A 24,166-nucleotide genomic window follows, 5' to 3' on the forward strand; every position below is an offset into this window, starting at 1 on the left:
TTCACTCTCCTTGCAGTGTGGGGACGACCATCGGCGTGTCCGTCACGGGGTCGGGGACGATGATGCTCGGCAGGTCGAAGACGTCCTTGATCAGCGCGGCGTCCACGATGGCGCCGGGCTCGCCCTCGGCGATCACGCGGCCGTCCTTCATGGCGACCAAGTGGTCGGCGAAGCGGCACGCCTGGTTGATGTCGTGCAGGACGGCGATGACCGTGCGGCCCTCGTCGCGCAGCCTGGCCAGCAGGCCGAGCAGTTGGTACTGGTGGGTGATGTCCAGGAAGGACGTCGGTTCGTCGAGCAGGAGGTAGGGGGTCTCCTGGGCGAGCACCATGGCCATCCAGACGCGTTGGCGCTGGCCGCCGGACAGCTGCTGCACCGGCCGGTCGGCGAGGTCGGCGACTCCGGCGGCGGCCATGGCCCCGGCGACGGCCTCCTCGTCCCGGGGCGACCACAGGGCCAGGAGCGACTGGTGCGGGAAGCGGCCCCGGGCCACCAGCTGGCGGACCTTGATGTCCTCGGGGGCCAGCGGGTCCTGCGGCAGGAAGCCGAGCTGCTTGGCCAGGGCCTTGGTGGCGTAGCCGCCGACCTCGCGGCCGTCGAGCTCGACGTGCCCGGTGTCGGGGCGGAGCAGCCGTACGAGCGCCCGCAACAGGGTCGACTTGCCGCAGGCGTTGGGGCCCACGATGGCGGTGAACGCGCCGTCGGGCACGTCGAGGCTCAGCCGGGTGGAGACCACGCGGTCCCCGTAGCGCAGGGTGATCTCCCGCGCGGTCAGGCGTGCGGTCACGCGCGCCTCACCTCCTTGGTAAGCAGCCAGATCAGATAGCAGCCGCCGATCGCGGTGCTCACCACTCCGACGGGCAGGGAGACGGGCGCGAGGAGCATCTGCGCGATCAGGTCCGCGCCCTGCAGCAGGACCGCGCCGGTCAGCGCGGCGGGCAGCAGCGGCACGCCGGGCGCGCCCGCGAGCCTGCGGCCGATCTGCGGGGCGGCGAGCGCGATGAACGCGATCGGCCCGGCCACCGCGGTCACCGTGGCCGTGCAGCCGACGCCGACGAGGACCATGAGGAGCCGCAGCCGGTCGAGGCCGACCCCGGTGGTCACGGCGACGGCGTCACCGAGCGACGCCTGGTGCATGGCGTGCGCCCGCGTGGCGATCAGGGCCAGCAGGACGCCGATGACCGTGAAGGGGATGCCGACGTCGTCCCAGTCCACGTCGTTGAGGGAACCCGCGCTCCAGCCGACCGCGGCGATCGCGACCTCCAGGTCGGCACGCAGCACGATCCACGAGTTGAGCGCGGTCACCATGGCGTTGACGGCGACGCCGATCACCACCAGGCGCAGACCGGAGAAGCCCCGGTCGTAGGCGAGGAGGTAGATCGCGGCGGCGACGACGAGACCGCCGAGCACCGAGCCGACGGCCAGTTGCGTGGAGGTGCCCGAGAGGACGGTGAGGGCGACCAGGGCGCCGGTGTAGGCGCCCGAGTCGAGGCCGATCACGTCCGGGCTGCCCATCGGGTTCCGGGTCAGGTTCTGGAAGAGGGCCCCGGCCACGCCGAGCGCGGCGCCGAAGACCACCGCGGCCAGGACCCGCGGCAGCCGCCAGTCCTGGATCACCACGGAGGGCTCGGCCCCGCTCAGCGCGTCGAACACCTCGCGAGGGGTCGACCAGGACGCGCCGTAGCAGAGCCCCACCAGGCCGAGGGCCAGGATCAGCACGGTCAGGACGGCGACGAGCACCACCGTGCGGCGTTCGACCCGCAGCCCGTACGCGCTCACTGCGCTCCCCCGCCGGGTGCGTACGGCGGTCGTTTCCCGCGTGTTCACAGCGCCCCCGCCCCGTGGCGGCGGACCGCCCAGATCAGCATGGGTCCGCCGAGGAAGGCGGTCACGATGGCCACCGGCACCTCGCCGGTGGGCAGCAGGACGCGCGAGCCCATGTCGGCGACGAGGAGCAGGATCGGGCCGAGCACCATCGTGTAGAGGATCAGCCAGGGCACGGAGCCCCCGGCGGGCTTGCGGACCAGGTGCGGCACGATCAGGCCGACGAAGAGGATCGGGCCCGCCACCGCCGTGGCCGCCCCGCTGAGCACGGTGATCAGGACGAGCGCCGCGAACCGTACGCGGGCCACGCCCGCGCCCAGGGTGTGCGCCACGCTCTCGCCGAGGCTCAGGACGTTGAGCGCCCGGCTCAGCAGCAGCGCGCCGGCCAGGCACAGCACGATCGCCGTCAACGGAAGGGCGAGCGGCGCCTGTTCGCGGGCCGCGAGCGAACCGACCGACCAGAAGCGGTAGGTGTCGAAGACGTCCGGGAGCATCAGGCGCAGGCCGAGGGCGACGCCGTTGAGGACCGCGGTCAGGGCGACTCCGGCGAGCACGAGACGCAGCGGCGAGTGCCGCCCGACGGCGGCGACGAGCAGGGCCGCGAGCACGGAACCCGTGACCGCGAAGCCCAGTTCGCCCGCCTGCCCCCCGGCCAGGCCGAGCGCCGAGCCGATGGTGATGGCGAACCCGGCGCCCGCGGTGACGCCGAGGATGCCGGGCTCGGCCAGGGGGTTGCGGGCCAGCGTCTGGATCAGCGCGCCCGCCACCGCGAGGGCGGCGCCCACCGCGATGGCGAGCAGCGCGCGGGGCGCCCGGACGTCCCGCACGACCACGTGGTCGTCGGTGCCCTGGAAGTCGAACAGCGCCCGTACGACCTCCGCGGGCGGCACCGAGCGGGCGCCGACGCCGATGCTGATCACGGCGACGGCCGCGAGCAGCACCAGGCCGCCGACGAGCAGCCCGATCCGCGGCACGCCCCGCTCGGCGGGTGCCGCCTCCCGCCCGGTGGGTGCCGCTTCGGACGCGCGGCCCGCGACGGTCACCGCTTCAGGAGCGGAGCGAACGACTCGTCGATCGCGTCCAGGGTCTGCATGGCCTGCCCGTAGGTCGCGGCCTCGGTGTAGCGGATCGGGAAGGTCTTCTTCGCCTTGACGGCGGGGAGGTTCTTCCACAGCTTCGAGTCCATGACGTACTGGACCGACTTCGGGACGCTGCCGTCGGCCATCACCGAGTACGTGATGGCGTCGGCGTCGCGCAGGGAGGCCGGGAGCTCCTCGATGGAGGGGTACTCGCTGACCGCGCGGGAGCCAGGGCCGGGCTTCTTGACCTTGCCGTAGTACTTGGCGCCGACGTCCTCGGCGATGTTGGTGCCCCAGGAGCGGCCGAACTCGCGCTGGAAGGTGCCCTTGGCGGACTCGCCGTAGGCGCCGACGTGGCCGAGCTTGAGCTTGGGCAGCACGTTCTTGTACTTCTTCGCCAACTCGGCGGCCTTGGCCTCGTACTTGGACTGGAGGGCGTCGAACTGCTTGAGCGAGCCCGCCGCGTCGGCCTGCTTGCGGGACAGGTCGCGCCACGCGGACGGGACGGTCGGGCCGATCGCCACCACCGGGGCGATGGACTCCAGGCGCTTGACGTCGATGTCGCCGAGCACCGGGGCGGGGACGCCGATGATGATGAGGTCGGGCTCCGCCTCGGCGATGGCCTCGTAGTTGGTCTCGGTCGCCTGCTCGCCCGCGACCTTGGGGAGCTTCTTGTAGGCGGCCAGGTCCTTCTTGCTCATCATGGGCTCGCCGCGCTTCCACGACGAGATGCCGACCAGCGGGGCGTGGGCCTCGATCATGACGGGCACGGCGTAGCCGGTGGCGACGACGCGCTTCGGCTTGGCCGGGATCTTGATCTTGCCGTTGTCCGCGGCGAAGACCCGGGTCCCGCCCTTGTCCGAGGCGTCCGACTTGTCCTTGGACGAGCCGCATCCGGTCAGTACCAGGCCCAGCGCGACGGCGCCGACCAGGCCCGACGATCTGCGTATCGACATGTGGAGCTCCTTGCTCTTTCGGGGAGGCCGCCTCGTGGGCGGCGTTTCGGGGAGGGGGGAAGGCCGAGCGGTGGCCTTCCGGGGGGCGGGCGGCGGCGTGCCGGTCGGTCAGTGGTCGTGCTCGTCGTCGAAGTCGGCGACGCCGCGCTTCCAGTAGCCGGTGATGTCGTGGTCGGCCTTCTCCAGGCCCAGTTCGTCACGGACCCAGCGGCGCAGCGGCTTGATCTGCCCGGCCTCGCCCGCGACCCACACGTAGAGGCGCTCGCCCTCGGGGACGGTCACCTCGGTCACGGCCCGCGCCAGGGCGTCGCCGGTGCCCGGCGGGCGGTCGCCGCGGTGCAGCCAGCGCACCTCGACGCCTTCGGGCGCGGCCAGGTCGATCTCCTGCGTGGCGTCGGCGACTTCGACGAACGCCCAGCCGCGCGCGCCCCTCGGCAGCTCCTCGAGCCAGCGCGCGATCGCGGGCAGCGCGGTGATGTCGCCCGCGAACAGATAGCGGTCGTAGGCGTGCGGGACGATCAGGCCGCCGGGCGGGCCCGCGAGGTGCACGACGGCGCCCGGCTCGACCTCGTGGGCCCAGTCCGACGCGAGGCCGCCCGCGTGCGGGACGATGTCGATGTCGATCTCGCCCGCGACGGGGTCGTAGCGGCGCACGGTGTACTCGCGCGAGGTGGGCGAGGGCCGCGGCCAGCGCAGCATCGACCCGTTGGGCTCGGGCAGGCGCAGCGAGCCGTCCGGCTCCGGGAAGAGCAACTTCACGTGCTCGTCCGGCGAGTGGGCCTCGAACCCGGCCGCGCCGGGCCCGCCCAGGGTCAGGCGCAGCAGACCGGTGCCCACCATGGCGGTGCGGACGACCTCGGTCTCCCGGATGCGGATCGGGTAGCCCACCTTCTCGGCGTGGCGGCCCGCACGGACCTCCGCGATGCGCTCCAGGTGCCGGTCCCGGTGGTCTTTGAGCGTCATGCGGCGCCACCCGTCAACAGCGCGGTCCAGTGGCCCAGTTCGGGCCGCTCGGCCAGGTCGGGGAACTCGACCGCGGCCGCCCCCGCGGCGCGCCAGCGCTCGATGAGGGTCATGATCCGCACCGAGTCCAGACCGTGGTCCATCAGGTTGTCGTCGGGCGCGATCTCGGCGGGGTCGCAGTCGAGCAGCTCCGCGACGTCGGCGCGGATCCTCTCGGGCGACAGGGTCTGGTTCATCGGGTGGCTCCTGTGGGAATCGGTGCCGACGGCGCGGTCGGCACGGCGGCGGTGGTGGTCTGGCGGCCGAGTGGCCCGCACGCCGAGGGCCCGACCGGCGCGCGAGGTCGCGCCGCCGTCGGCGAACAGGCTCTGCGGGATGCCGCGCAGGGCGGCGGTGGGACGGGAACAGCACGGAGTGGGCGGCGCGGTATCCACGTCACGTCAGCGCGTTGGCCGGATCTGGCCGATCCACGCCGTGCCGAATCGCCGCGGCCGCTCCGAAAACTAGGGCGACCAGCCCCGAAACCCCCGCAATCCACGCATACTCCCCCGCTCGCTCAGGTAAGGCTAACCTAACTACTTATGTGCGGTGTATGCAAGTGATCTTCACGCCGTACGGCCTCGTACGACACGACTTCACGCCACGGGAAGCCCACCCCTCCACAGCCCGCCAGGTGACTGCGCGTCACATGCCGTCGAAGATCGCCCAGTCGATGCCCACCGGCATACGGGCGCGCGGCCTGACGCGCACAAGGGGAGCCGACAGAGGAGCATCGCGGGACACCTGAGCGCCGCGGGGAACGCCCCGCTCACCCACGGGCCGCCCTCACGCCATCAGCCCGCGTCGCGGCTTCCCCTCGACGGTGACGCCCCCGCCCCGTGGAGGTAGCGGCCCAGTGTGCGGGCCCGGTCACGAGCGGCAGAGGCCCCCTCCGCACCGGCCCGTTCGTACAGGGCCAGCGCCTCACGCCAGCAGGCCCGGGCCCGGTCCGTCTGGTCCAGGGCATCCAGGGCCTCGCCCAGCGTCGTCAGCACATCAGCGCGAGCCAGGCCGCCTCCGACGCAGCCGAGTGCGAGAGCCCGCTCGGCGTGCTGGGACGCCGGGGCCGGTCTGCGCGTCGCCAGGTGGACCTGCGCGATGCGGTGATGGGTCGTGCCTTCCCACAAGCGCTGCTGGTTCGCGGTGAAGTGCTGGAGGGCCTGGTCGAATTCGGCCCAGGCGTCGGCGTACCGATGTGTCCCGAGGAGCGCGAGTCCCAGTCGGTAGCGAGCATGTGCGACACGCGGGGTGGGTCCCGAGCGGGTGTAGCCGTCGAGGCCTTGCCGGGCGAGCGTGACGGCGCTGTCGGCGCGCTCCGTCGCGAGGTGGATCTCAGAGAGTCCGAGCATCGCGTCGGCCTCTCCCGCGAGGTCACCGACCTCGCGGAAGTATGCGGCGCCGCGCCGCAGATGACCTTCCGCCTCGGTGTAGCGCCCCTCCAGCGCGGCGATCGTCCCCATGTCGCGGGTCACCCAGCAGCGGACGCCCTGATCGGCCGTGGACTCGGCGAGCGTCAGGGCAAGGGCCGCTTCCCGCCGCGCCTCCGCCAACCGGCCCGAGCCGAGGAGCACACCGATCAGCGCCACTCCCGCCCGGCCCTCGGCCACTGCGTCCCCCGCGTCCCGTGCCGCGTCCCGCACGGCCGCGGCGGCCGACTCGTACCGGCTCGGGTCGACACCTGGCTCGCCCAGGTCGGCCGCGGCGAGCAGCAGGTTCGCTGCCCGGCCCAGAGACGTCGGCGCCAGCGACCGCTGCACACAGGCCAGAATGCCGTCCGCCTCCACGCGCAACCACCGCGTCGCTTCGGCACGGTCCACGAAGCCGAGCCCGTGGCGCGGGAAGTGACCGAAGTGACGGAGCATGCCGCTCCCGGGACGGTCCAGAGCGTAGATTCCGGCCGCCGTGGCGCCGTAGAAGTCCAGGAGCCGCGTCAGCGCCGCGTCCCGCCGAGCGGGCGGCAGCTCGTCGCGTTCGGCGCAGGCGCGGGCATAGAGGCGTACGAGGTCGTGGTAGCGGTAGCGCCCGGGGGCCGCCGAGTCCAGGAGTGAGGTGTCGACCAGGGACTCCAGGATGTCCTCCGCCTCGTCGACGGAGAGGTCCAGGACGGCGGCCGCCGCGGTGAGTGAGATGTCCGGGCTGTCGGGCAGGCACAACAGGCGGAAGGCACGGGCCTGCTGTGGTTCGAGCGCTCCGTAGTCCAGCTCGAAAGTCGCCTTGACCGCCAGGTCGCCCGACTGGAGCTCGTCGAGGCGGCGGCGTTCGTCGGCCAGTTTCGCCGCCAAGGTGGAGACGGTCCAGGTGCGGCGGGCGGCCAGCCGGGACGCGGCGATGCGGATGGCGAGCGGCAGGAATCCGCAGGCCGCCACCACGTCGAGGGCCGCTCCCCGCTCGGCGCCCGCGCGCTCTTCGCCCACGATCCTGGCGAAGAGCTCCAGCGCCTCCTCCGGGGCCATCACGTCCACGTCGATCAGATGTGCGCCCGCCAGGTCGACCATGCGTGCCCGGGAGGTGATCAGCGTCGCGCAGCCGCCCGCGCCGGGGAGCAAGGGGCGGATCTGCGCCACGTCCCTCGCGTTGTCCAGCACCACCAGGACCCGGCGGCCGTCCAGCACCGAACGGTAGAGGGCCGAGCGCTCCTCCAGCGCGTCCGGGATGGCGGAGTCGGCCGTTCCGAGGGCGCGCAGGAAGGCACCGAGTACCGTCTCGGGCTCCGCGGTACGGGCCTCCGTGCCCTGGAGGTCGACGTAGAGCTGCCCGTCCGGGAAGTGGGCCGACGCGGCCGCGTGCGCCGCGTGCAGGGCGAGGGTGGTCTTTCCCGTTCCGCCGATTCCCGCGACGGCGGCCACGGTCCGGCCGCGCCCCCCGGCTGCCGAAAGGAACGCGCCGAGCTCCGCGACGAGGTCGGAGCGACCCGTAAAGTCCGGCACCCCGGCGGGGAGTTGAGCGGGCCGCACCACGATCGCGGCGAGCTCCCCGGGAGACTCGGGCAGCGTGTCGAGCCCGGCATCGGCCTGCAGGATCCGCTGCTCCAGCTCCTGGAGGCCGGGACTGGGATCGACACCTAGTTCCTCGGCGAGGAGGCGGCGCGCGTCCGCGTACACAGCGAGTGCCTCGGCTTGGCGGCCACTGCGGTACAGAGCCAGCATCAACAGTTCGCGCAGGCGTTCGCGCAGTGGGTGTGCGGCGGTGAGCGCGGTCAGTTCGGACACGGCCTCGGCCTGTCGGCCCCTCTGCAACTCAATGTCCAGACGGAACTCCTGGAGTTGCAGGCGCCACTCCGCCAGGCGTTGGCGTTGGGTCTCCGCGTAGGGGCCCGGAACGTTGGCGAGAGGTTCACCGTGCCACAGCGCCAGCGCCTCCTCGATCCGTCGCGACGCGAGCTTCAGGTCGCCTGCCTTCCCGGCACGCTCGGCCTTCGCCCACAGCTCCTCGACCGTGGACAGGTCGAGCCCGCCGCTGCCGGCCGGTAGCCGTATCACGTAGCCACCGGACACGCTGGCCAGGACGCCGAGGTCGAGGACCTTGCGGAGACGGGTCGCGTAGGTGCGCATCGCGGCGAGTGCCTGCCTGGGCGGTTCCTCGCCCCAGAGCGCGTCGATGAGCTCCGACGCGGTCGCCGCGCGGCCACGCCGCAGGAGGAGGGCGGCGAGCAGGGCACGCTGCTGGGGCGAACCGGTGGGCAGCTCCTCCGTCCCACGCCACGCGCGTACCGGACCGAGCACGGAGAAGCGCAGCCCTTCGGCATCGGCCTGCCGCTCCGCGCGGGATGTCGGCGCACCCCGGAGGGGGCCTGCGGCCGTCGTCCGTTGCTGGGGCGGGCGCTCGGGGCCGGGCGCCACGAGCTGCCCGGGGTGGCGGGCGGACGCCGGGGTTCGCGGGGGCGCGGGAGCGCGCACGGAGACCGGGGCCCGCGACAGCGGGCGAGCGCCGGGCGCGGCGTCACGGATCAGGGCTTCGGCGTCGTGGACGCGTTGCGCGAACCCCAGCGACCTGGCAAGCCCGAGTTCGGAGTCGGTGAGCGTGCGCTGCGCCGAGACCGCTTGGGGATGCCGGACGCCGAGGGTCGCGGAGGTCTTCTGCGCGACGACCGCGAGGACGTCCACCGCTCGTCCCATCCGCCCCTGGTCAGCAGCGCGCCTGGCGGACTCGAACTCCGCCGATGCCAGCGTCACCACGGCCGACAGCGATCTCGGGTGGTCCTCACCGTGCAGGAGCACCACCTGCCGCACGGCGTTCTCCAGCTCGTCCAGGAGCTCGGGCGCCTCGGTCCCGGCGTCGTGCGCCCAGGTCCCCTCGACGAGCACGGTGAGGGCGAGCAATCTGATGTCCTCCCGCGGCTCGGTGCTCGTGTCAGCCGTCACCAGGGCCAGGGCGTGCCGCGCCGCGGCCATCGCCTCCTCGGCCTCCCCCTTGCGCAGCTTGACGGACGCCAGGTTCGCGACTGTACGCGCCACCGCGACGCCCGAGGTGCCGCGCGAATCCGGGTCGTAGTCAAGGGCGAGGAGCGCGGACGCCGCTGACAGCTGCCCACGGTCGGCGAGAGCACGGGCGAGTTGGTTCCGGACGGCGCTTTCCAGGTGCCGCAGCCGCGGGTCCCTCAGGACGACGGCGGCGACGTGCTCCATGAGTGCGGAGACGAGCGACCCGAGCCCCAGAGCGTCGAGCAGGGCGGTCAGATAGGCCAGGTCCCGGCCCGCCGCGGGGGCGTGGAGCGCTCGGGGATCGCCGCGCACTGCCATCACGGCACGCTCGAGTTCGCGCAAGTCACCCTGCCCGTCGGCGAGAACGGACTCCGCGAGGTCGATCGCCGGCCTCCAGGAACTGCTCACTCGACACCTCCCGGGAAGTCGCTCTCGATGGCCCGGCGCGCGGCGATGAACTTCAGCTCGGCGATCTGTGTCGGATCCATCTCACCCTGCTCGGCCCACTGCTGGAGTCGCTGGAACCACTCCTGGAGCTTTGCTCCATTGCGGGCCGTCAGCGAGTTCGCGGCGCCGCTCGGCACGTGGGCGGCACCCGACGGCCGGTCGCGGTCCCCCTGGCACGGCGACGTGGTCTCCGGCGCACGCGGCGGGCGGAGCACATCGACGAGGTGTGCCAGCTGCAGGTGGTCGAAGCGGGACACCGCTTCCGCGATGGTCGCGGCGAACAGGACGTTGGCCGCGCGGCGGGCGTCCGCGCGGTCGGGCCCCTGCTCCAGCAGGATGCCCACGACGACGGGTTCGTCGTCCTTGGCACCGCTCTCCACCGGGCCGCCCGAGTACCCGGAGTAGTCCCCCAATGCCTGGTCGACCGTCAGCTGCAAGGCCTCGATGGCGGCACCGCCCTGGCAAGCGAAGTCGGCGGGCTGGGCATCGATGACACCTCGCAGGCGCGCCTCGTCCCGGGCTGGCCGGTACGGCCCTTCCCACCGCTCGCCCACTGTGGCGCGCCCGGCCTTCCTGATCATCGTCAGGGGCACGTAGTGGCTTGCGTCGATCTCGATGAGGGCGAGGTCCGCGCCGTCGTCCTGTCTGCGCACCTGCCCGTCGACCCGCCGCCCGTCGGCCAGCACGATCTGCATGCTCCGGTCATCGGTGGTGAGGCCGCGCAGACAGTGCAGCGCGGTGAGCACGTAGCGCGGTGTCAGCAGGAAGCCGCCCCCCAGACGCTGCCGGGTCTGATACAGGTCGACCCAGTAGTCCGGTCTGGTCATGCCGTCCCCGACACCCGCTCCACGGTTAGCGTGACCTCGAACGACGCCTCCGCGGACGCCTTGGAGAGGATGACCCCCGCCTCGGCTGCCAGGGTGAGTCCGAAGGTCACGGCCATGCTGGCGACCTGCCAGCCGTCGCGGGGCGGCACCTGGGCCAGGGACTCCTGGGCGATGGCGGAGGCCTGCACGATGGCCTCTTCCAACTCTGCGGCACGATCGGCGAGCGGCGAGGTCGCGCGGGCCCGGCTGGCGATCTGCCGGTTCCCCGCGGCGTCGACGACCGCCGTTTCCACTCTGACCTCGGACATGAACCGCCAAGCCCCCACCATGTACCCAGCGGCACACGTCACTTGAGTCTTTCCGTCCCCGGATGCCTCTCCCATCAAAGCGCGTCGCGCATTTCCACGACAAGGGGGTGGCTCGCCCGGCACCGGATTCGGCGGGGGCCCGCTGGGCTGGGGAGACCACGCCGGCTGACGGCGCGCCCCGGCCCGGCCGACCCTCAGCTCCCCCCGCTCCCCTGCCCCCAGCCCTCCGGACCGCCCCCGCGCCACTCGATCAGCGGCGACACGGCGACCTCCACCGGATCGAGGTCCAGGCCCGCGCGCCGCAGGAACTCGGTCACGTCCGCCACGCTGTGGGCGACGCCGACGCTCTCCCCGCGCACGTCCACCCGCCGGCCGCCGGACGGGGACGCGCTGTGCACCACTATCTCTGCTGTCATGCCTCCAGCGTGCGCCCGTGGCGGGGACGGCGCAGGACTTCCACCTCCGCGGTTCGCCAGGAGCCGTCCCCCGCGGCCCTGCGGCCGCGCACCGGGCGCGTGTCGCCGTGGAGGGCTCGCTGACTGAAAACGGCTGACTCACGCCACTCTCCCGCGCGGCCACCGGCCCGTCGTTTCACCCACGGGGCCCCGGGTACCCGGCGGCGGCCTGTCCGGCACGGTCGAGCCGAGGAGACCTCGATGTCCCTGAACCCCCTGGAACAGCAAGGCATTCCGCTGGAGCGGCAGGTGCGCTCCTGGCGTGAGCTGGACGTGGAGCCGATCGACCCCGACCACTGCGATCCGTACACCCGCTGCCGGATCATCGTGATGAACGGCATCGAGGTCGAAGCGGCGCTCTTCAGCCATCAGTTCGCCCGGCACTGTCCGGATCCGGAGGTGCGGCGACGGCTCGCCGAGGTCCGGTACGTCGAGCAACAGCAGCAGAAGGCCGTCAACTGGCTCCTGCCGGGACTCGCCTCGGTCCTGGAGACCACCATCGCGTACGAGCAGGTCGCCGTGGACCTCACCGCCTGGGTGGCCCGGTCGGAGCCGGACCCGTATCTCCGACAGGCCTACCAGTTCGGCGTCCTGGAGGACTTCGACCACCTGTTCCGGTACGCGAACCTCTACGAGATGATCGAGCACCGCAAGGCCGACGCGATCGTCGAGCAGCTCACCGAGGTCATGCCGGGCCGCCCCACCAAGCTCCACCACCGGCACCCCGAGGACAACGTCCGCGAGCCGTACGACCGCTCCACCGCGCAGCCGCTGTCCAAACTGCACGCGCTGACCGTGATGTCCGCCGAGCAGCAGACCATGAACTTCTACATGAACGTCGGCCCGCAGTACATGGAACCGATCGCCCGCCAGCTCTACCAGGAGATCGCGCTCGTCGAGGAGGAGCACGTCACCCACTACGAGTCACTCGTCGACCCCGGCGAGACGTGGTGGGAGCAGCTCGTCACCCACGAGTACAACGAGTGCTACCTCTACCACTCCTTCATGGAGCAGGAGACCGACCCCAAGGTGAGGTCCGTCTGGGAGCTGCACCTGAACATGGAGCTGGAACACCTGCGCGTCGCCTGCGACCTGATGCGCCGCCACGACGGCCGCGACCCGCAGGAGATCCTCGCGCCCGAGCTGCCCGCCGTCCTCACCTTCGAGCCCAACAAGCAGTACGTGCGCGGCCTCCTCGACACGCAGATCGACCTGACCACGCTGGGCACCGGCTACGTGCGGGACGCGCACGAGCGGTTCCAGCGGATGCAGGAGCGCGTCCACGGCGGCGAGGAGCCGCCCAGCGAGCGCGTCATGGCCCAGCACGACGACCTGTTCGGGCGTGAGTACCGCTCACAGACCGAGGGCGACCACCCCGACGCCGCGTCACGCGAGAGGAAGCGCTATGCCTGACACGCCCGCGAGCGACGGCGACGTCGTCACCCTGCTCATGCGGCAGCACGGTGACATCCGCACCCTCTTCGACGAGGTCGAGCGTGCCTCGGGCGACGAACGCCGGGCCGCCTTCCGCCGCCTCGTCCGGCTGCTCGCGGTGCACGAGACGGCCGAGGAGGAGGTCCTGCACCCCTACGCGCGGACGGCGTTCGCCGGCGGACGCGATGTCGTACGGGACCGGCTCGCCGAGGAGAAGGAGGCCAAGGAACTGCTCTCCCGCCTCGACGACGTGGACCCGGATGACCCCAAGTTCCTGCCCGCCCTCGCCGCGCTGCGCACCGAAGTGACGCGGCACGCCCGCGCCGAGGAGCGGTACGAGTTCCCCCACGTGCGCCGGCACACCGCGCCCGGCCGCCTCACCGGCATGGCGGCCGGAGTGCGCGCCGCGGAGGCCATGGCGCCCACGCGCCCGCACCCGGGCGTGGAGTCCGCCGCCGAGAACATGGCGCTCGGCCCGCTCGCGGCCCTCGTCGACCGCACCCGGGACACCGTCCGCAAGGCCATGGGCAAGGACGGATGAGACGGCGCTCGCTCGCCGGCGGACTGCTCGCCGACGCCCGGCGCCGGGGCGGCCCGCGGTGGGCCGCCTGGTGGTCGGGGACGTGCCTGGGCGTCGGCGGGTTCCAGCTGTACGACGGCACGTTCCAGCACAAGGTCCTCGAGATCCACCAGATCCGCTACGGCGTGGACCCGGCGCCGTACGACTGGACGTGGAACGTCGTCGCGGTGGCCTTCCTGGTCGCCGGTGCGCTCCTGTGGCGCCGCTCCGGCCGCCCCCGGAGCCCGGCGGAACGGCTGCGCCGGGGCACCGGTGCCGACGGATGACCACCGTCCTGGCCGTGACCGTGCCCTGGCACGTGCTGCGCCCCGCCTTCACCGGGCACACGGTGGCGCATCTGGGGGCGGGCATGGCGGCACCGCTGCTGGGCGTCCTGGCGCGTCCGGTCACGCTGGCACTACGGGTCGCCTCCGCGGCCGTGCGGCGCCGACTGGTGCGCGTGGTGCAGTCGCGGACGGCGGCCGTGCTGGTGTTCCCACCGGTGGCGGCACTCGTCGACGTGGGCGGTCTTGGGGTGCTGTACCGCGCTCCGCTGCCGGCGGACGTCCACCACAGCACCTGGGTGCTCGTCCACCTCTTCGCCGCCGGAACGCTGTTCACGTATGCCGTGCTCGGCCTGGACCCGGTCCGGCACCGCGCCGGGTTCTCCCTGCGGGCGGGGACGCTCCTCGCCGGCGCAGCGGGCCACGCGGTGCTCGCCAGAGGCCTGTGGGCGGCGGGCCCGCCCGGCTCCGCGTACGCGGCAGGTGATCTGCGCCTCGCCTCGCAGCTCATGTACTACGGCGGGGACGTGGTGGAGGTCCTGCTCGCAGCCGTGCTCGCGCACCAGTGGTACCGCGCGGAGGGCCGGGCGCTGGCCCGCGAACGCCGGGACTTGGCTCGCCATGGCGTGTGAGCGCGCGGGTCAGCGGCGGTCGATCGCGCGCAGGGTGAACGTCACCAGTTCGTCCGCCGCCGCGTTCAGGTCGAGGTCCGGGTGGGCCAGCCAGTGGCTGATCACGCCGTCGATGGCGCCGCCGACGGCCAGGGAGACCGTGGTGGGGTCGAACGGCCGGAAGTGCCCGGCCTCCTGGCCCGCGGCGAGCAGTTCCGCGAGGGCCTGCCAGCGGCCCGCGGTGTCATGGCTTCCGGGCGTCTTCAGACGGGTGCCGCCGTGGTCGTCGAGCAGCATCTCGGTGATGACGCGGACGTGACGGCGGTTCTCCCGCTGGTAGCCGACCATGGCGCGGACGTAGGCGACCACGGCGGCGCGCGGCTCCGGCGCCGCCGCGACGCGCTCGCTGACGTACGCGGTGAACTCCTCCAGGACGTGGGCGAGGGTGGCCCGGGTGAGGTTGTCCTTGGAGGCGAAGTGGTAGAGGACCGCGGCCTTGGAAAGACCCGCCTGCTCGGCGATGGCCGACAGGGACGTCGACGGGTAGCCCTTGGTGGAGATCAGGTCGATCGTGCACTCGATGAGCTGGCGGCGGCGGGCCTGCTCGGTGAAGGTCGGTGCGTCCGCGTGGCGGCCGTCTCGTCGGGCAGCCATGGTGAGCACCTCTCGTTTCCTCCACACACGCACGGGAGACCTGCTCTGGGCCCGCGCGTCGGCCGGAACCGACCGTACACCAGCGCCCGTCCCCGCTGGTCAGCGCTCCAGGACGGCCATCGCGGCGTTGTGGCCCGCGATGCCGCTGACACCGCCGCCCCGGCGGGCGCCCGCGCCGCACAGGTGGACGTTCGGGTGGGCGGTGGCCACGCCCCAGCGGTCCTCGCGGCCTTCGGCGTCGTCCGCGTACGGGAAGGCGAGGTCGCCGTGGAAGATGTTGCCGCCGGGCAGGCGCAGCTCGCGCTCCAGGTCGAGGGGGGTCTTCGCCTCGACGCAGGGGCGGCCGTCCGCGTCCGTGGCCAGGCAGTCGGCGATCGGCTCGGCCAGGTGCGCGTCGAGCTGGGCGAGGGTCGCCGTCAAGAGCGCGTCGCGGGCCGTGGCGTTGGTGGCTTCGGTGAACAGACGGGCCGGGGTGTGCAGGCCGAAGAGGGTCAGGGTCTGGTAACCGCGCTCGACCAGGTCGGGGGCCAGGATCGTGGGGTCGGTCAGGGAGTGGCAGTAGATCTCGGAGGGCGGCGCCGAGGGCAGGGCGCCGCCCGCGGCCTCGGCGTGGGCCCGCGCCAACTCCGCGTAGCCCTCCGCGATGTGGAAGGTCCCGCCGAAGGCCTCGCGGGGGTCGACGGAGGTGTCGCGGAGCTTGGGGAGCCGCTTGAGGACCATGTTGACCTTGAGCTGGGCCCCTTCGGCGGGCGCGGGCGGCGCCTGCCCGGTGAGGGCGGCGAGTTCGTGCGGCGAGGTCCCGACGAGCACGTGCCGGGCGGCGACCGTGCCGTCGCCGTCAGCGGTGCGGTAGGAGACCTCGGCGCGCTTGCCGTCGGTCTCCACGCGGGTGACCTCGTGGCCGGTGAGCAGCTCGGCGCCCGCGGCCAGGGCGCGGTCGGCCAGGGCGCGGGTGAGCGTGCCCATGCCGCCGACGGGGACGTTCCAGTCGCCGGTGCCGCCGCCGATGACGTGGTAGAGGAAGCAGCGGTTCTGCCGCAGGTCCGGGTCGTGGGCGTCGGCGAAGGTGCCGATGAGGGCGTCGGTGAGGACGACGCCGCGCACCAGGTCGTCGGTGAAGCGGGCTTCGACGGCCGTACCGATCGGCTCTTCGAACAGGGTGCGCCAGACGGTGTCGTCGTCGACGAGGCGCCGCAGCTCCGCCTTGTCCGGCAGCGGTTCCGTGAGCGTCGGGAACACCCTGCGTGCCGCGTGGGCGGTCAGGGCGTAGAAGTCCCGCCAGGCCTCGTACGCCCGGTCGTCGCCGGTGAGCCGGGCGAAGGACGCGCGCGTCCGGGACTCGCCGCCGCCCACCAGGAGCCCGGTGGGGCGCCCGTCGCGGACGGTGGGCGTGTACGACGACACCTGGCGGGTGCGGACCCGGAAGTCCAGGTCCAGATCGCGGACGATCTTCCTGGGCAACAGGCTCACCAGGTACGAGTAGCGGGAGAGATGGGCGTCGACCCCGGGGAACGGGCGGGTGGACACGGCGGCCCCGCCCGGTCGGCCGAGGCGTTCGAGGAGCAGCACGGACTGGCCCGCGCGGGCCAGGTAAGCGGCCGCCACCAGGGCGTTGTGGCCTCCGCCGATCACGACGGCGTCATAGCTGGGTCGCATGCCCCTTCGTAGCACGGATCGGTTTTCGAGTGGGCGTTTCACGCGCGGTGCGCGTCGGGGGGGGCACAGCGCGTACGGCCGTCAGTGGCCGCCAGTCGCCCGCTGCTGGCGCAGTGCCGCCACCCTGCGGTACAGCGCCACCGCCTCCGCGCCGCGCCCCAGCTGCTCCAGGCAGTGGGCCTCGTCGTTGCGGCTGGCGAGCGTGTCGGGGTGGCCGGCGCCGAGGACGCGCTCGCGGGCCGCGGCCACGTGGCGGTAGGCCGTCAGCGCGTCCGCCCAGCGGCCGAGCCAGCCGAGACCGACGGCGATCTCGCGGCGGCTGACCAGGGTGTCGGGGTGGTCGGCGCCGAGGACGCGCTCGCGCACGGCGCACACGTCGCGGGCCTCGGCGAGCGCCTCCTCCCAGCGGCCCTGGCGGCCGAGGTTGACGCCGAGGCCGTGGCGGGCGCGCAGGGTCTCGGGGTCGGCGGGGCCGTTGACGCGGGTGCGGTCCTCGATGAGGGCGCGGTACAGCTCGAGGGCCTCGGCGCTGCGGCCCAGGCGGCCGAGGCTGATGCCGACTTCGTAGCGCGCGGCGAGCGCGTCGGGATGGTCGGCGCCGAGCGCCCTGCCGCGGGCCTCCGCGACCTCGCGGTAGGTCTGCAGCGCTTCCGGCCAGCGGCCCAGCTGGCCGAGGGTGTAGGCGACTTCGTAGCGGGTGACGAGGGTGTCGGGGTGGGTGGGGCCGAGGACGCGGGCCCGGGCGGCGGCGACGTCGCGGGCCAGCCGGTAGGAGTCCTCGAGGCGGCCCAGGCGGCTGAGGTTGAACGCCAGGTTGTGGCGGCAGCGCAGGGTGTCCGGGTGGTCGGGGCCCGCGGTGCGCTCCCGTACGGCGAGCACCGACGTGTACACCTGGTGGGCCTCGAAGTGCCGTCCGAGCTGGCCCAGTACGTACGCCATCTCCTGGCGGACGGCGAGCGTGTCCGCGTGTTCGGCGCCGAGCGCGCGCTCGCGGCCCTCGGCCACGCGGGCGTACTCGCGCAGGGCGTCGGCGGGCCGCCCGGTGCGGCTGAGCGTGAAGCCGACCTCGTACCGGCTGGCGAGGGTGTCGGGGTGGTCGGCGCCGAGGACGTGCTCGCGCTCGACGGCGACGGCGCGGTGCACCTCGCCCGCCTCGCGCCAGCGGCCGAGGCGGCCGAGGCTCAGGCCCGCGTTGTGCCGGCTGACGAGGGTGGCGAGCACGTCGGGCGGGGGCGCGGACGGGGCGGTCGCGGGCCGCGGCACGCGCGTGTGGTGTCCGGTGGCGCGCGGGATCCACTCGCCGGTGAGGCCCGCGGCCGCGTCGGGCGGGGTCAGGCGCAGGGGGCCCGCGCCGGTCGCCTTGTGGCCGGTGGTCATGCCGCGCGTCCACGACGGCAGCGACGGCTCGGGGCGGGCGGGCGAGGGGCGGCCGGGCGTGGGCCGTTCCCCGGATCGCTCGGGAGGCGGGTGCTGGGTGCGGCGCAGGGACGGGCTGACGACCGTGGGCACGTAGGTGGAGCGGGCGGGGTGCGCGCCGCGGCCCGCGGCGATGCGGCGGCCCAGCTCGCGGGCGTCGCCGGGCCGCTGGTCGGGGTGCTTGGCGAGCAGGTCGAGGACGATCCGGTCGAAGAACTCGGGGAGTTCGCCGCGGCGGCGGCGCGGCGGCTCGGGCGCGGTGTCGCGGTGGCCGACGAGGATCGCCCAGGCGTCGTCCAGGTCGAACGGCGGGGCGCCGGTGGCCAGTTCGTACAGCACGCAGCCGAAGGAGTACAGGTCGCTGCGCTGGTCGACCTCGGATCCGCTGATCTGCTCGGGCGACATGTAGTGCGGGGTGCCCATGGCGATGTTGGTGTTGGTCAGCCGGGAGGTGAAGCCGATGTCGTGGCCGAGCCGGGCGATGCCGAAGTCGCAGATCTTCACCGTGCCGTCGACGAGCCGCATGATGTTCGCGGGCTTCAAGTCGCGGTGCACGATGCCCTGTTCGTGCGTGTAGGCGAGCGCGGACGCGACCTGCTCCGCGATGTCCACGACGTCGGCGACGGGCAGCGGGTGCTGCTGGTTGTCCTCCAGGAGCTGGCTGAGGTTGCGCCCCTCCAGGAGCTCCATCACCAGGTACAGGACGCCGTCGGACTCGCCGAAGTCGTGCACGACGGTGATGCCGCGGTGCTGGAGCGCGGCAGCGACCCGGGCCTCGCGCCGGAAGCGCTCGCGCAGGACGCGGGTGAACGCCGCGTCGTGCTGGGGCCCGAGCGGCTTGAGGCACTTGACGGCGACCCTGCGGCCCAGCGATTCGTCGCGGGCCCGCCACACCTCGCCCATGCCGCCGCGGCCGATGAGGTCGAGCAGCTGGTACCGGCCCTGGATCAGCCTGGTGTCCCCCGACTCTGGCATCTCGTGCTGTCGCCCCCGTCGCGTCGTCGCGCCCTCCCCGGCTCGTCCAGTATGGCGTCCTGGCTGTCGACTTTGTACGACGCCGGGCGGCTGCCCGGGCCGAGCCGGGCCATGGCGCGCAGGATGTGCTTGGGCGGCAACTGCCAGCGCAGACGGGCGGGAACGCAGCGCAGCAAGGTGCCCGTGGTGACGAGGCGGCGCGTCACCGTGGCGGGCGGCGGCGCGGGCCTGCCGTACAGCGCGTGGGCGTAACGGGGCAGCGACGCGTAGGCGAGGTTCGCCACGCGCCGCCACAGCAGGGCGCGCGCCGGGACGAGCAGCGGTGCGGTGGGCGGCCGTTGCAGGAAGTCGTCGACGACGCGCGCCTCGGCTCCGGCGGCGAGGCCGGGGGCCGTCTTCTCGAAGTACGCGGCGAGTTCGGCCGTCGACGCGGGTACGGCGGCGGGGTCGAGGCCCACCAGGCGGGCGCTCTCGCGGTGTTCCGCGACGTAGCGGTCGGCGGCCGCGGCGCCGAGCCGAAAGCCGGAGCGGCGTACGACGTGGAGGTAGGAGTCGATCTCGGCGCAGTGCACCCACAGGAGCAGTTCGGGTTCGTCGACGCCGTACCGCTCCCCCGTGTCCGGGTCGGTCGCCGACAGCATCGTGTGTATCTTGCGCACCCGGGCGCCCGCCTTCTCGGCGGCCTCGGTGGTGCCGTACGTCGTCGTGCCGACGAAGCCCGCGGTGCGCATCAGACGGCCCCAGGCGTCCTTGCGGAAGTCGGAGTTCTGCATGACGCCGCGCACGGCGCGCGGATGCAGCGCCTGCAGGTACAGGGCGCGTACGCCCGCGACCCACATCATGGGATCACCGTGCATCTGCCACGTCACCGACGAGGGCCCGAAGAGCCCGGGGTCCGCGTCCCGCATGCCCCCACCTCCTGCTGGCAGGTTACGCACACTTCGGCGGCTCGTCCCCGGCGGGGACAGCGCGGGGTGCTCGCGGGCGGGCGGGGCGGGTCCGGCGGGCTTCTCGACGGGGGGGCAGGGGCACGGTGGACCGCGGGGTCGTCATGCCCCTGCTCGCCGTGGGCAGCGCGCGGGTTCAGGCGTCCTGCTTGGCGGGGTCGGGGAGCTCCTCGCCTGTCTCCAGAAGGGTCTTGAGGCTGGAAATGAGCGCGGCCCAACCGTCGTGGATCATCTCCAGGACGGTGCTGCCGGGCTCGAAGCCGTCGTGGACGACGGTGAGCTTGACGGTCTCGCCCTGCGGCTCGATGTCGAACGACACCTTGGAGCGCTTCTCGGCGGCGATCTTCGCGAACGTCTCGTCGTCGACCTCCACCGCCTTGGCGAAGCCGGGCGTGAAGGTGTGCCAGGTGTAGGAGAGCCTCCGGTAGGGGTCGCACTCCAGGACGACCTGCTCCGGGTCGGGGCCGGTGAGGCCGTGCCCCTCCCAGGCCATCACCGATCCGGGCTTCCAGTCGGTGACGAACTCCAGGCCCCAGTAGCGGCGGGTGAAGGCCGGGTCGGTCAGGGCCTGCCACAGCTTCTCGGGGGTGGTCTTGATGTACGTGGTGTACACGAACGCGGTGTTGTCGCTGGTGCTCATGGCGGTGCTCTCCAATGCGTGCTTCAGGTCGGCGAGCGCGTGTGCCCGCGCGCGGTCGTAGCGGCTGATCCAGCGGTCGGCGATGGCGTTGATGGGCTCGGCGTTCAGGTAGTGGAGCTTCTCCCTGCCCCGCCGGACGGTGGTGACCAGGTTGGCCTCCTCCAGGAGGGCCAGGTGCTTGCTCACCGACTGCCGGGCCATGTCGAGCCCCGAGCACAGCTCACGCAGGCTCTGCCCGTTGCGGGCGTTCAGGCTGTCGAGCAGCCGTCTGCGGCTGCCGTCGGCCAGCGCCTTGAAGACCTCGTCCATCTCGTTGTCCATCTCCGCCCCGAACATGCAGCCGTTTAGCTGCCTAAAACGATAGGCAGCCATATGGCTGCATGTCAAGGCGGGCCGTGCCGCCAGGGTCGCCCGGGAGGCGATCACGGGCACGCCCCGGTCGAGCACTTCACCCGGGCCCTGTCCAAGGAGCTGTTCGGCCGGAACGTCTCGGTCAACAACGTCGCGCCGGACCCCATGGACACGTCCTTCTTCTATCCGGCGGAGGACGACGACTCCATCGGCTACCACAAGTCCTCGGCGATGAACGGTGACCTCACCAAGGTCGAGGACACCGTCCCCGGGATCCGCCACCTCCTGACCGATGGCTGGTGGGCCAACGGCCAGACCCTGTTCCTCAACGGCGGCTACACCACACGCTGACCGACACGGGACAGCGCGCGAGAGCGCATCGGGCTCCCGCGCGCTGCCCGGACGGGCGGCCGGCGGGCGGCACTTCGCAGAGACCCCCGATGTGCCGTGCAACCATTGGGGGACGTGGAAGGTCAAGGGGAGTGAACCGGCGGTGAACTCCCGACGGGTGTTCAGCGCCGACCCTCGATCAAAGGAATACGGAAGCCCTATGTCTCGAGCACGTCGCCGAGCCCGTCTCACCACGCCCCTGGTCGCCATGTCCCTGCTGACGGGCGGGCTGACGATCTGGTCCCTCGGCCAGAGCCCGGCCGAGGCCGCGACGCCCGCCGCCCCGAAGGCCGCCGCCGCCAAGGCGACCGACGACTTCAACGGCGACGGCTACGCCGACCTGGTCGTCGGCGCCCCGGGCGCCACCGTCTCCGGCAAGAAGAAGGCCGGATACGTGGCGGTGGCCTACGGCTCCAAGAACGGCCTCGACCCGGCCCACAAGAAGGTCATCAGCCGCTCCACCGACGGCGTGCCCGGCCTCGCCGCCACCAAGCAGGAGTTCGGCCGCTCCTTCACCAAGGGCGACCTGGACGGCGACGGCTACACCGACCTCGTCATCGGCACCGGCTGGCGGGACGCCGGCTCGGTGATCATGTGGGGTTCCGCGTCCGGCCTCACCACCGGCACGAAGATCAACACGTACGGTCACGCCCCGCAGGCGGGCGACTTCGACGGGGACGGCAAGACCGACCTGGCGCTGTTCGCCACCGTGACGTCCCACGGCGACGACCCGGTCGACCAGCGGGCCAACCTGTGGAAGGGCCCGATCTCCCGCACCGCCAAGCCGACCGCGACCCTCGACTTCATGGACAAGTCGCAGTGGTGGGGCTACGGCGACGACGGCCGCAACTGCTCGCCTGAGCCCGGCAAGCCCGAGAGCTGCATCGACGGCCCGCGCTCCGTGAAGGGCCCGGTCGTTCCCAAGGCCGTCGGCGACATCAACGGCGACGGCCGCGCCGACATCGCCATGAACGACTACTACGGCGACGGCTCGTGGGGCAACAGGGTGCTGTACGGCTCCCCCACCGGCTTCAAGCGGGGCGACGCCGTCGGCTCCGACGGGGCCCTGGCCCTCGGCGACGTCAACGGCGACCACTACGCGGACCTGGTGGTCGGCGACAGCGACTACGAGTCCAGGGTCATGGTCGCCTACGGCTCGAAGGACGGCCTGAAGCTGGGTGAGGGCCAGGTCCAGAAGTTCAACCAGGACCTGCCCGGCGTCCCCGGCGCCGAGGAGGACGGCGACGGCTTCGGCGCCTCCGTCGCCGTCGGCGACGTCAACCGCGACGGCTTCGCCGACATCGCCGTCGGCGTGCCCGGCGAGGACGTGGGCCGGATCAGCGACGCCGGTTCCGTCGTCCTGGTCCGCGGCAGCGCCGCCGGTGTGACCGGCACCGGCGCGCAGGCGTTCCAGCAGGACACGCCGGGTATCCCCGGCGTCGGCGAGAAGAACGACGCGTTCGGCGCCGCCACGGCCCTGCTCGACGTCACCGGCGACGGCCGCGCCGACCTCGCCGCGTCCTCGGTCAACGAGAACGCGAGCGCGGGTGCCCTGTGGTCGCTGCGCGGCACGTCCACGGGCCTGACGGCCAAGAAGTCCGTGGCCTTCGGCCCCAAGGACCTCTCGGCCCCGTCGGTCGCGGCGCTCTTCGGCAGCGCGTTGCGCTAAGCGCTTGGCTCGAGCCGCGATGGGCCGTCGGCCGCCTGCGAGTTCGTCGTGGTTGCTCGCGCCCGCGCGGCGGAGCCGCACATGAGCACAGCCCCGCGCCCCTTCGGGGCGCTCCCGTAGGGGCGGGGGCTTCGGCCTTCCGCCCCTACGTCGTTCAGACCGCGGCCGCGAACAGCTTCTCCGCGTCCGCGACCGCTCGCGCCAAGGCCTCCGGGTCCGGGCGCAGGTTCGTCACGATCGCGTCGACGTCGTGCAGTCCGGCCCGTTCCAGGAGCCGCTTCTCGTTCGTGGTCCACTCGCCGCGCGCCGCGAGGACCGCGTGCGCCGTGTCCATGGCGGCCACGGCGAGCGCCCCCGCGACCTCGGTGGCCCGCCCGCGTCCGGCGTACGCGCCCTTGGCGTACCGCAGCGTCAGGGCGGCCCGGCCGCGCCAGAACGCCGGGGCCGTTCCGCGCAGCGCCCGCGGATAGTCGGGGCGGGGCAGGGTGCCGCTCAGCACCTGGTTGACGGCGAGTTCGGCGACGAGGAGGTAGCTGGGGACGCCCGCCAGGTGGAACATCAGCGGCTCCCAGTGGAAGCGTCCCTGCCGGGCCTCGGCCAGCTCGTGCTCGACGACGTCGAGGTCGCGGTAGTGGACGTCGACGCGGCGGCCCTCGATGGACAGCCAGGCCCCGCCATTGAAGACGCCTCCGCCCCAGTCGCCCAGCTCGGACACCTCGCCGTCCCAGCCGACGGCGCGCAGATCGGCCGGGTCGAAGGCGCCGCGGTAGTACACCGCCACGTCCCAGTCGCTGTCCGGTGTGTGGGTTCCCTGGGCGCGCGAGCCGCCGAGGGTGACGGCGTGCACGGCGGGCAGGGCGGCGAGGCGCTCGGTGACGGAGCGCAGGAAGGCGTCGTCGGTCATGGGGTTCCGATCGTGTGAAGGGGATGACGGGCGTGCGGGCGCGCCGCGCCGACGCCGGAGCCGTGGGCTCGGACGGCGTCGGACGGCCTTGTAGGGACCGGCGCGCGGAGGTCATCACTCACTTCATGGGGCGTGATCGTACGGCCCCTGCCGCGGTGCGGCCAGCGGGTTTCCGGGCGGGCCCTGGATCAGGGCCCGCCCGGAAACTCACTCAGTGCTCACGCTGCTGGAGCTCTGCGCTCCCTCAGTGCTCGCTCCTGGACTCGACGGCGTGGCCGCCGAACTGGTTGCGCAGCGCCGCGATCATCTTCATCTGCGGCGAGTCGTCCTGGCGCGAGGAGAACCGCGCGAACAGGG

Annotated in this window: 21 protein-coding genes and 2 pseudogenes; 6 read left to right on the forward strand and 17 right to left on the reverse strand. The window is 73.0% G+C overall.

Going from position 1 to position 24,166, the window contains the following annotated elements; all coding sequences use genetic code 11:
• Position 1: 1 nt before the first annotated feature.
• The 10 genes from IG74_RS0127860 to IG74_RS0127905 form a co-directional block, all read right to left on the reverse strand.
• Positions 2-787, reverse strand: a complete 786-nt coding sequence (locus IG74_RS0127860) for an ABC transporter ATP-binding protein (protein WP_030682948.1) — start codon at positions 785-787, stop codon at positions 2-4.
• Positions 784-1,779: an iron chelate uptake ABC transporter family permease subunit gene (locus IG74_RS0127865; protein WP_030682950.1), complete on the reverse strand. Its 996-nt coding sequence runs from the start codon at positions 1,777-1,779 to the stop codon at positions 784-786. Before IG74_RS0127865 ends, IG74_RS0127860 begins: the two co-directional genes overlap by 4 nt.
• A 44-nt stretch (positions 1,780-1,823) precedes the next feature.
• Positions 1,824-2,867, reverse strand: a complete 1,044-nt coding sequence (locus IG74_RS0127870) for a FecCD family ABC transporter permease (RefSeq protein WP_030682952.1) — start codon at positions 2,865-2,867, stop codon at positions 1,824-1,826.
• Positions 2,864-3,859 (reverse strand): ABC transporter substrate-binding protein, encoded by a 996-nt coding sequence (locus tag IG74_RS0127875; RefSeq protein WP_030682954.1) that lies wholly within the window; start codon positions 3,857-3,859, stop codon positions 2,864-2,866. Before IG74_RS0127875 ends, IG74_RS0127870 begins: the two co-directional genes overlap by 4 nt.
• A gap of 108 nt (positions 3,860-3,967) precedes the next feature.
• Positions 3,968-4,822, reverse strand: coding sequence for a siderophore-interacting protein (locus IG74_RS0127880; protein WP_030682956.1), 855 nt, complete (start codon positions 4,820-4,822; stop codon positions 3,968-3,970).
• On the reverse strand, positions 4,819-5,058 hold the full coding sequence (locus tag IG74_RS0127885) for a phosphopantetheine-binding protein (RefSeq protein ID WP_030682957.1): 240 nt from the start codon (positions 5,056-5,058) through the stop codon (positions 4,819-4,821). Before IG74_RS0127885 ends, IG74_RS0127880 begins: the two co-directional genes overlap by 4 nt.
• A gap of 597 nt (positions 5,059-5,655) precedes the next feature.
• Entirely contained in the window at positions 5,656-8,700 is a 3,045-nt protein-coding gene (locus IG74_RS0127890) for a BTAD domain-containing putative transcriptional regulator (protein ID WP_051855538.1), read from the reverse strand.
• 986 nt (positions 8,701-9,686) lie between these two features.
• The gene (locus IG74_RS0127895; RefSeq protein ID WP_030682959.1) at positions 9,687-10,556 is read right to left on the reverse strand and encodes a S1 family peptidase; all 870 of its coding nucleotides are present in this window, start codon (positions 10,554-10,556) and stop codon (positions 9,687-9,689) included.
• A complete protein-coding gene (locus IG74_RS0127900; protein WP_030682960.1) occupies positions 10,553-10,864 on the reverse strand; it encodes a CU044_2847 family protein in 312 nt (103 codons plus the stop codon). Before IG74_RS0127900 ends, IG74_RS0127895 begins: the two co-directional genes overlap by 4 nt.
• A 194-nt stretch (positions 10,865-11,058) precedes the next feature.
• Complete coding sequence (locus IG74_RS0127905) at positions 11,059-11,280, reverse strand: hypothetical protein (RefSeq protein ID WP_030682961.1); 222 nt, start codon at positions 11,278-11,280, stop codon at positions 11,059-11,061.
• Positions 11,281-11,520: 240 nt separating this feature from the next.
• Between IG74_RS0127905 and IG74_RS0127910 the strand changes: the two genes are divergently transcribed.
• From IG74_RS0127910 to IG74_RS0127925, 4 genes are read left to right on the forward strand one after another with little or no spacing between them, the layout of a single operon-like run.
• Entirely contained in the window at positions 11,521-12,732 is a 1,212-nt protein-coding gene (locus IG74_RS0127910; RefSeq protein ID WP_030682963.1) for a hypothetical protein, read from the forward strand.
• Positions 12,725-13,294, forward strand: coding sequence for a hemerythrin domain-containing protein (locus tag IG74_RS0127915; RefSeq protein WP_030682965.1), 570 nt, complete (start codon positions 12,725-12,727; stop codon positions 13,292-13,294). The genes IG74_RS0127910 and IG74_RS0127915 overlap by 8 nt, the downstream gene beginning before the upstream one ends.
• Positions 13,291-13,599: a DUF2243 domain-containing protein gene (locus IG74_RS46335; protein ID WP_051855520.1), complete on the forward strand. Its 309-nt coding sequence runs from the start codon at positions 13,291-13,293 to the stop codon at positions 13,597-13,599. The genes IG74_RS0127915 and IG74_RS46335 overlap by 4 nt, the downstream gene beginning before the upstream one ends.
• The gene (locus IG74_RS0127925; RefSeq protein WP_051855524.1) at positions 13,596-14,228 is read left to right on the forward strand and encodes a cytochrome c oxidase assembly protein; all 633 of its coding nucleotides are present in this window, start codon (positions 13,596-13,598) and stop codon (positions 14,226-14,228) included. Before IG74_RS46335 ends, IG74_RS0127925 begins: the two co-directional genes overlap by 4 nt.
• A gap of 9 nt (positions 14,229-14,237) precedes the next feature.
• On the opposite strand, the gene IG74_RS0127930 is transcribed toward IG74_RS0127925, so the two are convergent.
• The 5 genes from IG74_RS0127930 to IG74_RS0127950 all read right to left on the reverse strand — a co-directional run bounded on the left by IG74_RS0127930 (position 14,238) and on the right by IG74_RS0127950 (position 20,804).
• A complete protein-coding gene (locus IG74_RS0127930; protein WP_030682971.1) occupies positions 14,238-14,861 on the reverse strand; it encodes a TetR/AcrR family transcriptional regulator in 624 nt (207 codons plus the stop codon).
• Positions 14,862-14,960: 99 nt separating this feature from the next.
• The gene (locus tag IG74_RS0127935; RefSeq protein ID WP_030682973.1) at positions 14,961-16,517 is read right to left on the reverse strand and encodes a phytoene desaturase family protein; all 1,557 of its coding nucleotides are present in this window, start codon (positions 16,515-16,517) and stop codon (positions 14,961-14,963) included.
• A gap of 81 nt (positions 16,518-16,598) precedes the next feature.
• A complete protein-coding gene (locus IG74_RS0127940; RefSeq protein WP_030682975.1) occupies positions 16,599-18,908 on the reverse strand; it encodes a tetratricopeptide repeat protein in 2,310 nt (769 codons plus the stop codon).
• The gene (locus tag IG74_RS0127945; protein ID WP_030682977.1) at positions 18,881-19,816 is read right to left on the reverse strand and encodes an oxygenase MpaB family protein; all 936 of its coding nucleotides are present in this window, start codon (positions 19,814-19,816) and stop codon (positions 18,881-18,883) included. The genes IG74_RS0127940 and IG74_RS0127945 overlap by 28 nt, the downstream gene beginning before the upstream one ends.
• 175 nt (positions 19,817-19,991) lie before the next feature.
• A complete protein-coding gene (locus tag IG74_RS0127950) occupies positions 19,992-20,804 on the reverse strand; it encodes an ArsR/SmtB family transcription factor (protein ID WP_030682978.1) in 813 nt (270 codons plus the stop codon).
• A gap of 123 nt (positions 20,805-20,927) precedes the next feature.
• Here IG74_RS0127950 and IG74_RS0127955 point away from each other — a divergent pair.
• Positions 20,928-21,197 (forward strand): annotated as a pseudogene (locus tag IG74_RS0127955) (SDR family oxidoreductase); the annotation flags it as partial.
• Between the two features lie 199 nt (positions 21,198-21,396).
• Positions 21,397-22,905: an FG-GAP-like repeat-containing protein gene (locus IG74_RS0127960; protein ID WP_030682981.1), complete on the forward strand. Its 1,509-nt coding sequence runs from the start codon at positions 21,397-21,399 to the stop codon at positions 22,903-22,905.
• A 154-nt stretch (positions 22,906-23,059) separates the two neighbouring features.
• Here IG74_RS0127960 and IG74_RS0127965 read toward each other — a convergent pair whose 3' ends face one another.
• Both IG74_RS0127965 and IG74_RS51215 read right to left on the reverse strand, forming a co-directional pair.
• Positions 23,060-23,809 (reverse strand): nucleotidyltransferase domain-containing protein, encoded by a 750-nt coding sequence (locus IG74_RS0127965; RefSeq protein ID WP_030682982.1) that lies wholly within the window; start codon positions 23,807-23,809, stop codon positions 23,060-23,062.
• 244 nt (positions 23,810-24,053) lie between these two features.
• Positions 24,054-24,166, reverse strand: a pseudogene (locus IG74_RS51215) (6-phosphogluconate dehydrogenase); the annotation flags it as partial.

It is taken from the genome of Streptomyces sp. NRRL B-1347 (assembly GCF_000720325.1).
In the GTDB taxonomy this organism is placed as follows: Bacteria; Actinomycetota; Actinomycetes; order Streptomycetales; family Streptomycetaceae; genus Streptomyces.

What these genes read in the sequence shown, in the direction of transcription:
- IG74_RS0127875 (WP_030682954.1), bottom strand. Translation starts at nt 3,859, where the DNA reads ATGTCGATACGCAGATCGTCGGGCCTGGTCGGCGCCGTCGCGCTGGGC.
- IG74_RS0127880 (WP_030682956.1), bottom strand. Translation starts at nt 4,822, where the DNA reads ATGACGCTCAAAGACCACCGGGACCGGCACCTGGAGCGCATCGCGGAG.
- IG74_RS0127885 (WP_030682957.1), bottom strand. Translation starts at nt 5,058, where the DNA reads ATGAACCAGACCCTGTCGCCCGAGAGGATCCGCGCCGACGTCGCGGAG.
- IG74_RS0127895 (WP_030682959.1), bottom strand. Translation starts at nt 10,556, where the DNA reads ATGACCAGACCGGACTACTGGGTCGACCTGTATCAGACCCGGCAGCGT.
- IG74_RS0127900 (WP_030682960.1), bottom strand. Translation starts at nt 10,864, where the DNA reads ATGTCCGAGGTCAGAGTGGAAACGGCGGTCGTCGACGCCGCGGGGAAC.
- IG74_RS0127905 (WP_030682961.1), bottom strand. Translation starts at nt 11,280, where the DNA reads ATGACAGCAGAGATAGTGGTGCACAGCGCGTCCCCGTCCGGCGGCCGG.
- IG74_RS0127910 (WP_030682963.1), top strand. Translation starts at nt 11,521, where the DNA reads ATGTCCCTGAACCCCCTGGAACAGCAAGGCATTCCGCTGGAGCGGCAG.
- IG74_RS0127915 (WP_030682965.1), top strand. Translation starts at nt 12,725, where the DNA reads ATGCCTGACACGCCCGCGAGCGACGGCGACGTCGTCACCCTGCTCATG.
- IG74_RS46335 (WP_051855520.1), top strand. Translation starts at nt 13,291, where the DNA reads ATGAGACGGCGCTCGCTCGCCGGCGGACTGCTCGCCGACGCCCGGCGC.
- IG74_RS0127925 (WP_051855524.1), top strand. Translation starts at nt 13,596, where the DNA reads ATGACCACCGTCCTGGCCGTGACCGTGCCCTGGCACGTGCTGCGCCCC.
- IG74_RS0127930 (WP_030682971.1), bottom strand. Translation starts at nt 14,861, where the DNA reads ATGGCTGCCCGACGAGACGGCCGCCACGCGGACGCACCGACCTTCACC.
- IG74_RS0127935 (WP_030682973.1), bottom strand. Translation starts at nt 16,517, where the DNA reads ATGCGACCCAGCTATGACGCCGTCGTGATCGGCGGAGGCCACAACGCC.
- IG74_RS0127940 (WP_030682975.1), bottom strand. Translation starts at nt 18,908, where the DNA reads ATGCCAGAGTCGGGGGACACCAGGCTGATCCAGGGCCGGTACCAGCTG.
- IG74_RS0127945 (WP_030682977.1), bottom strand. Translation starts at nt 19,816, where the DNA reads ATGCGGGACGCGGACCCCGGGCTCTTCGGGCCCTCGTCGGTGACGTGG.
- IG74_RS0127950 (WP_030682978.1), bottom strand. Translation starts at nt 20,804, where the DNA reads ATGGACGAGGTCTTCAAGGCGCTGGCCGACGGCAGCCGCAGACGGCTG.
- IG74_RS0127960 (WP_030682981.1), top strand. Translation starts at nt 21,397, where the DNA reads ATGTCTCGAGCACGTCGCCGAGCCCGTCTCACCACGCCCCTGGTCGCC.
- IG74_RS0127965 (WP_030682982.1), bottom strand. Translation starts at nt 23,809, where the DNA reads ATGACCGACGACGCCTTCCTGCGCTCCGTCACCGAGCGCCTCGCCGCC.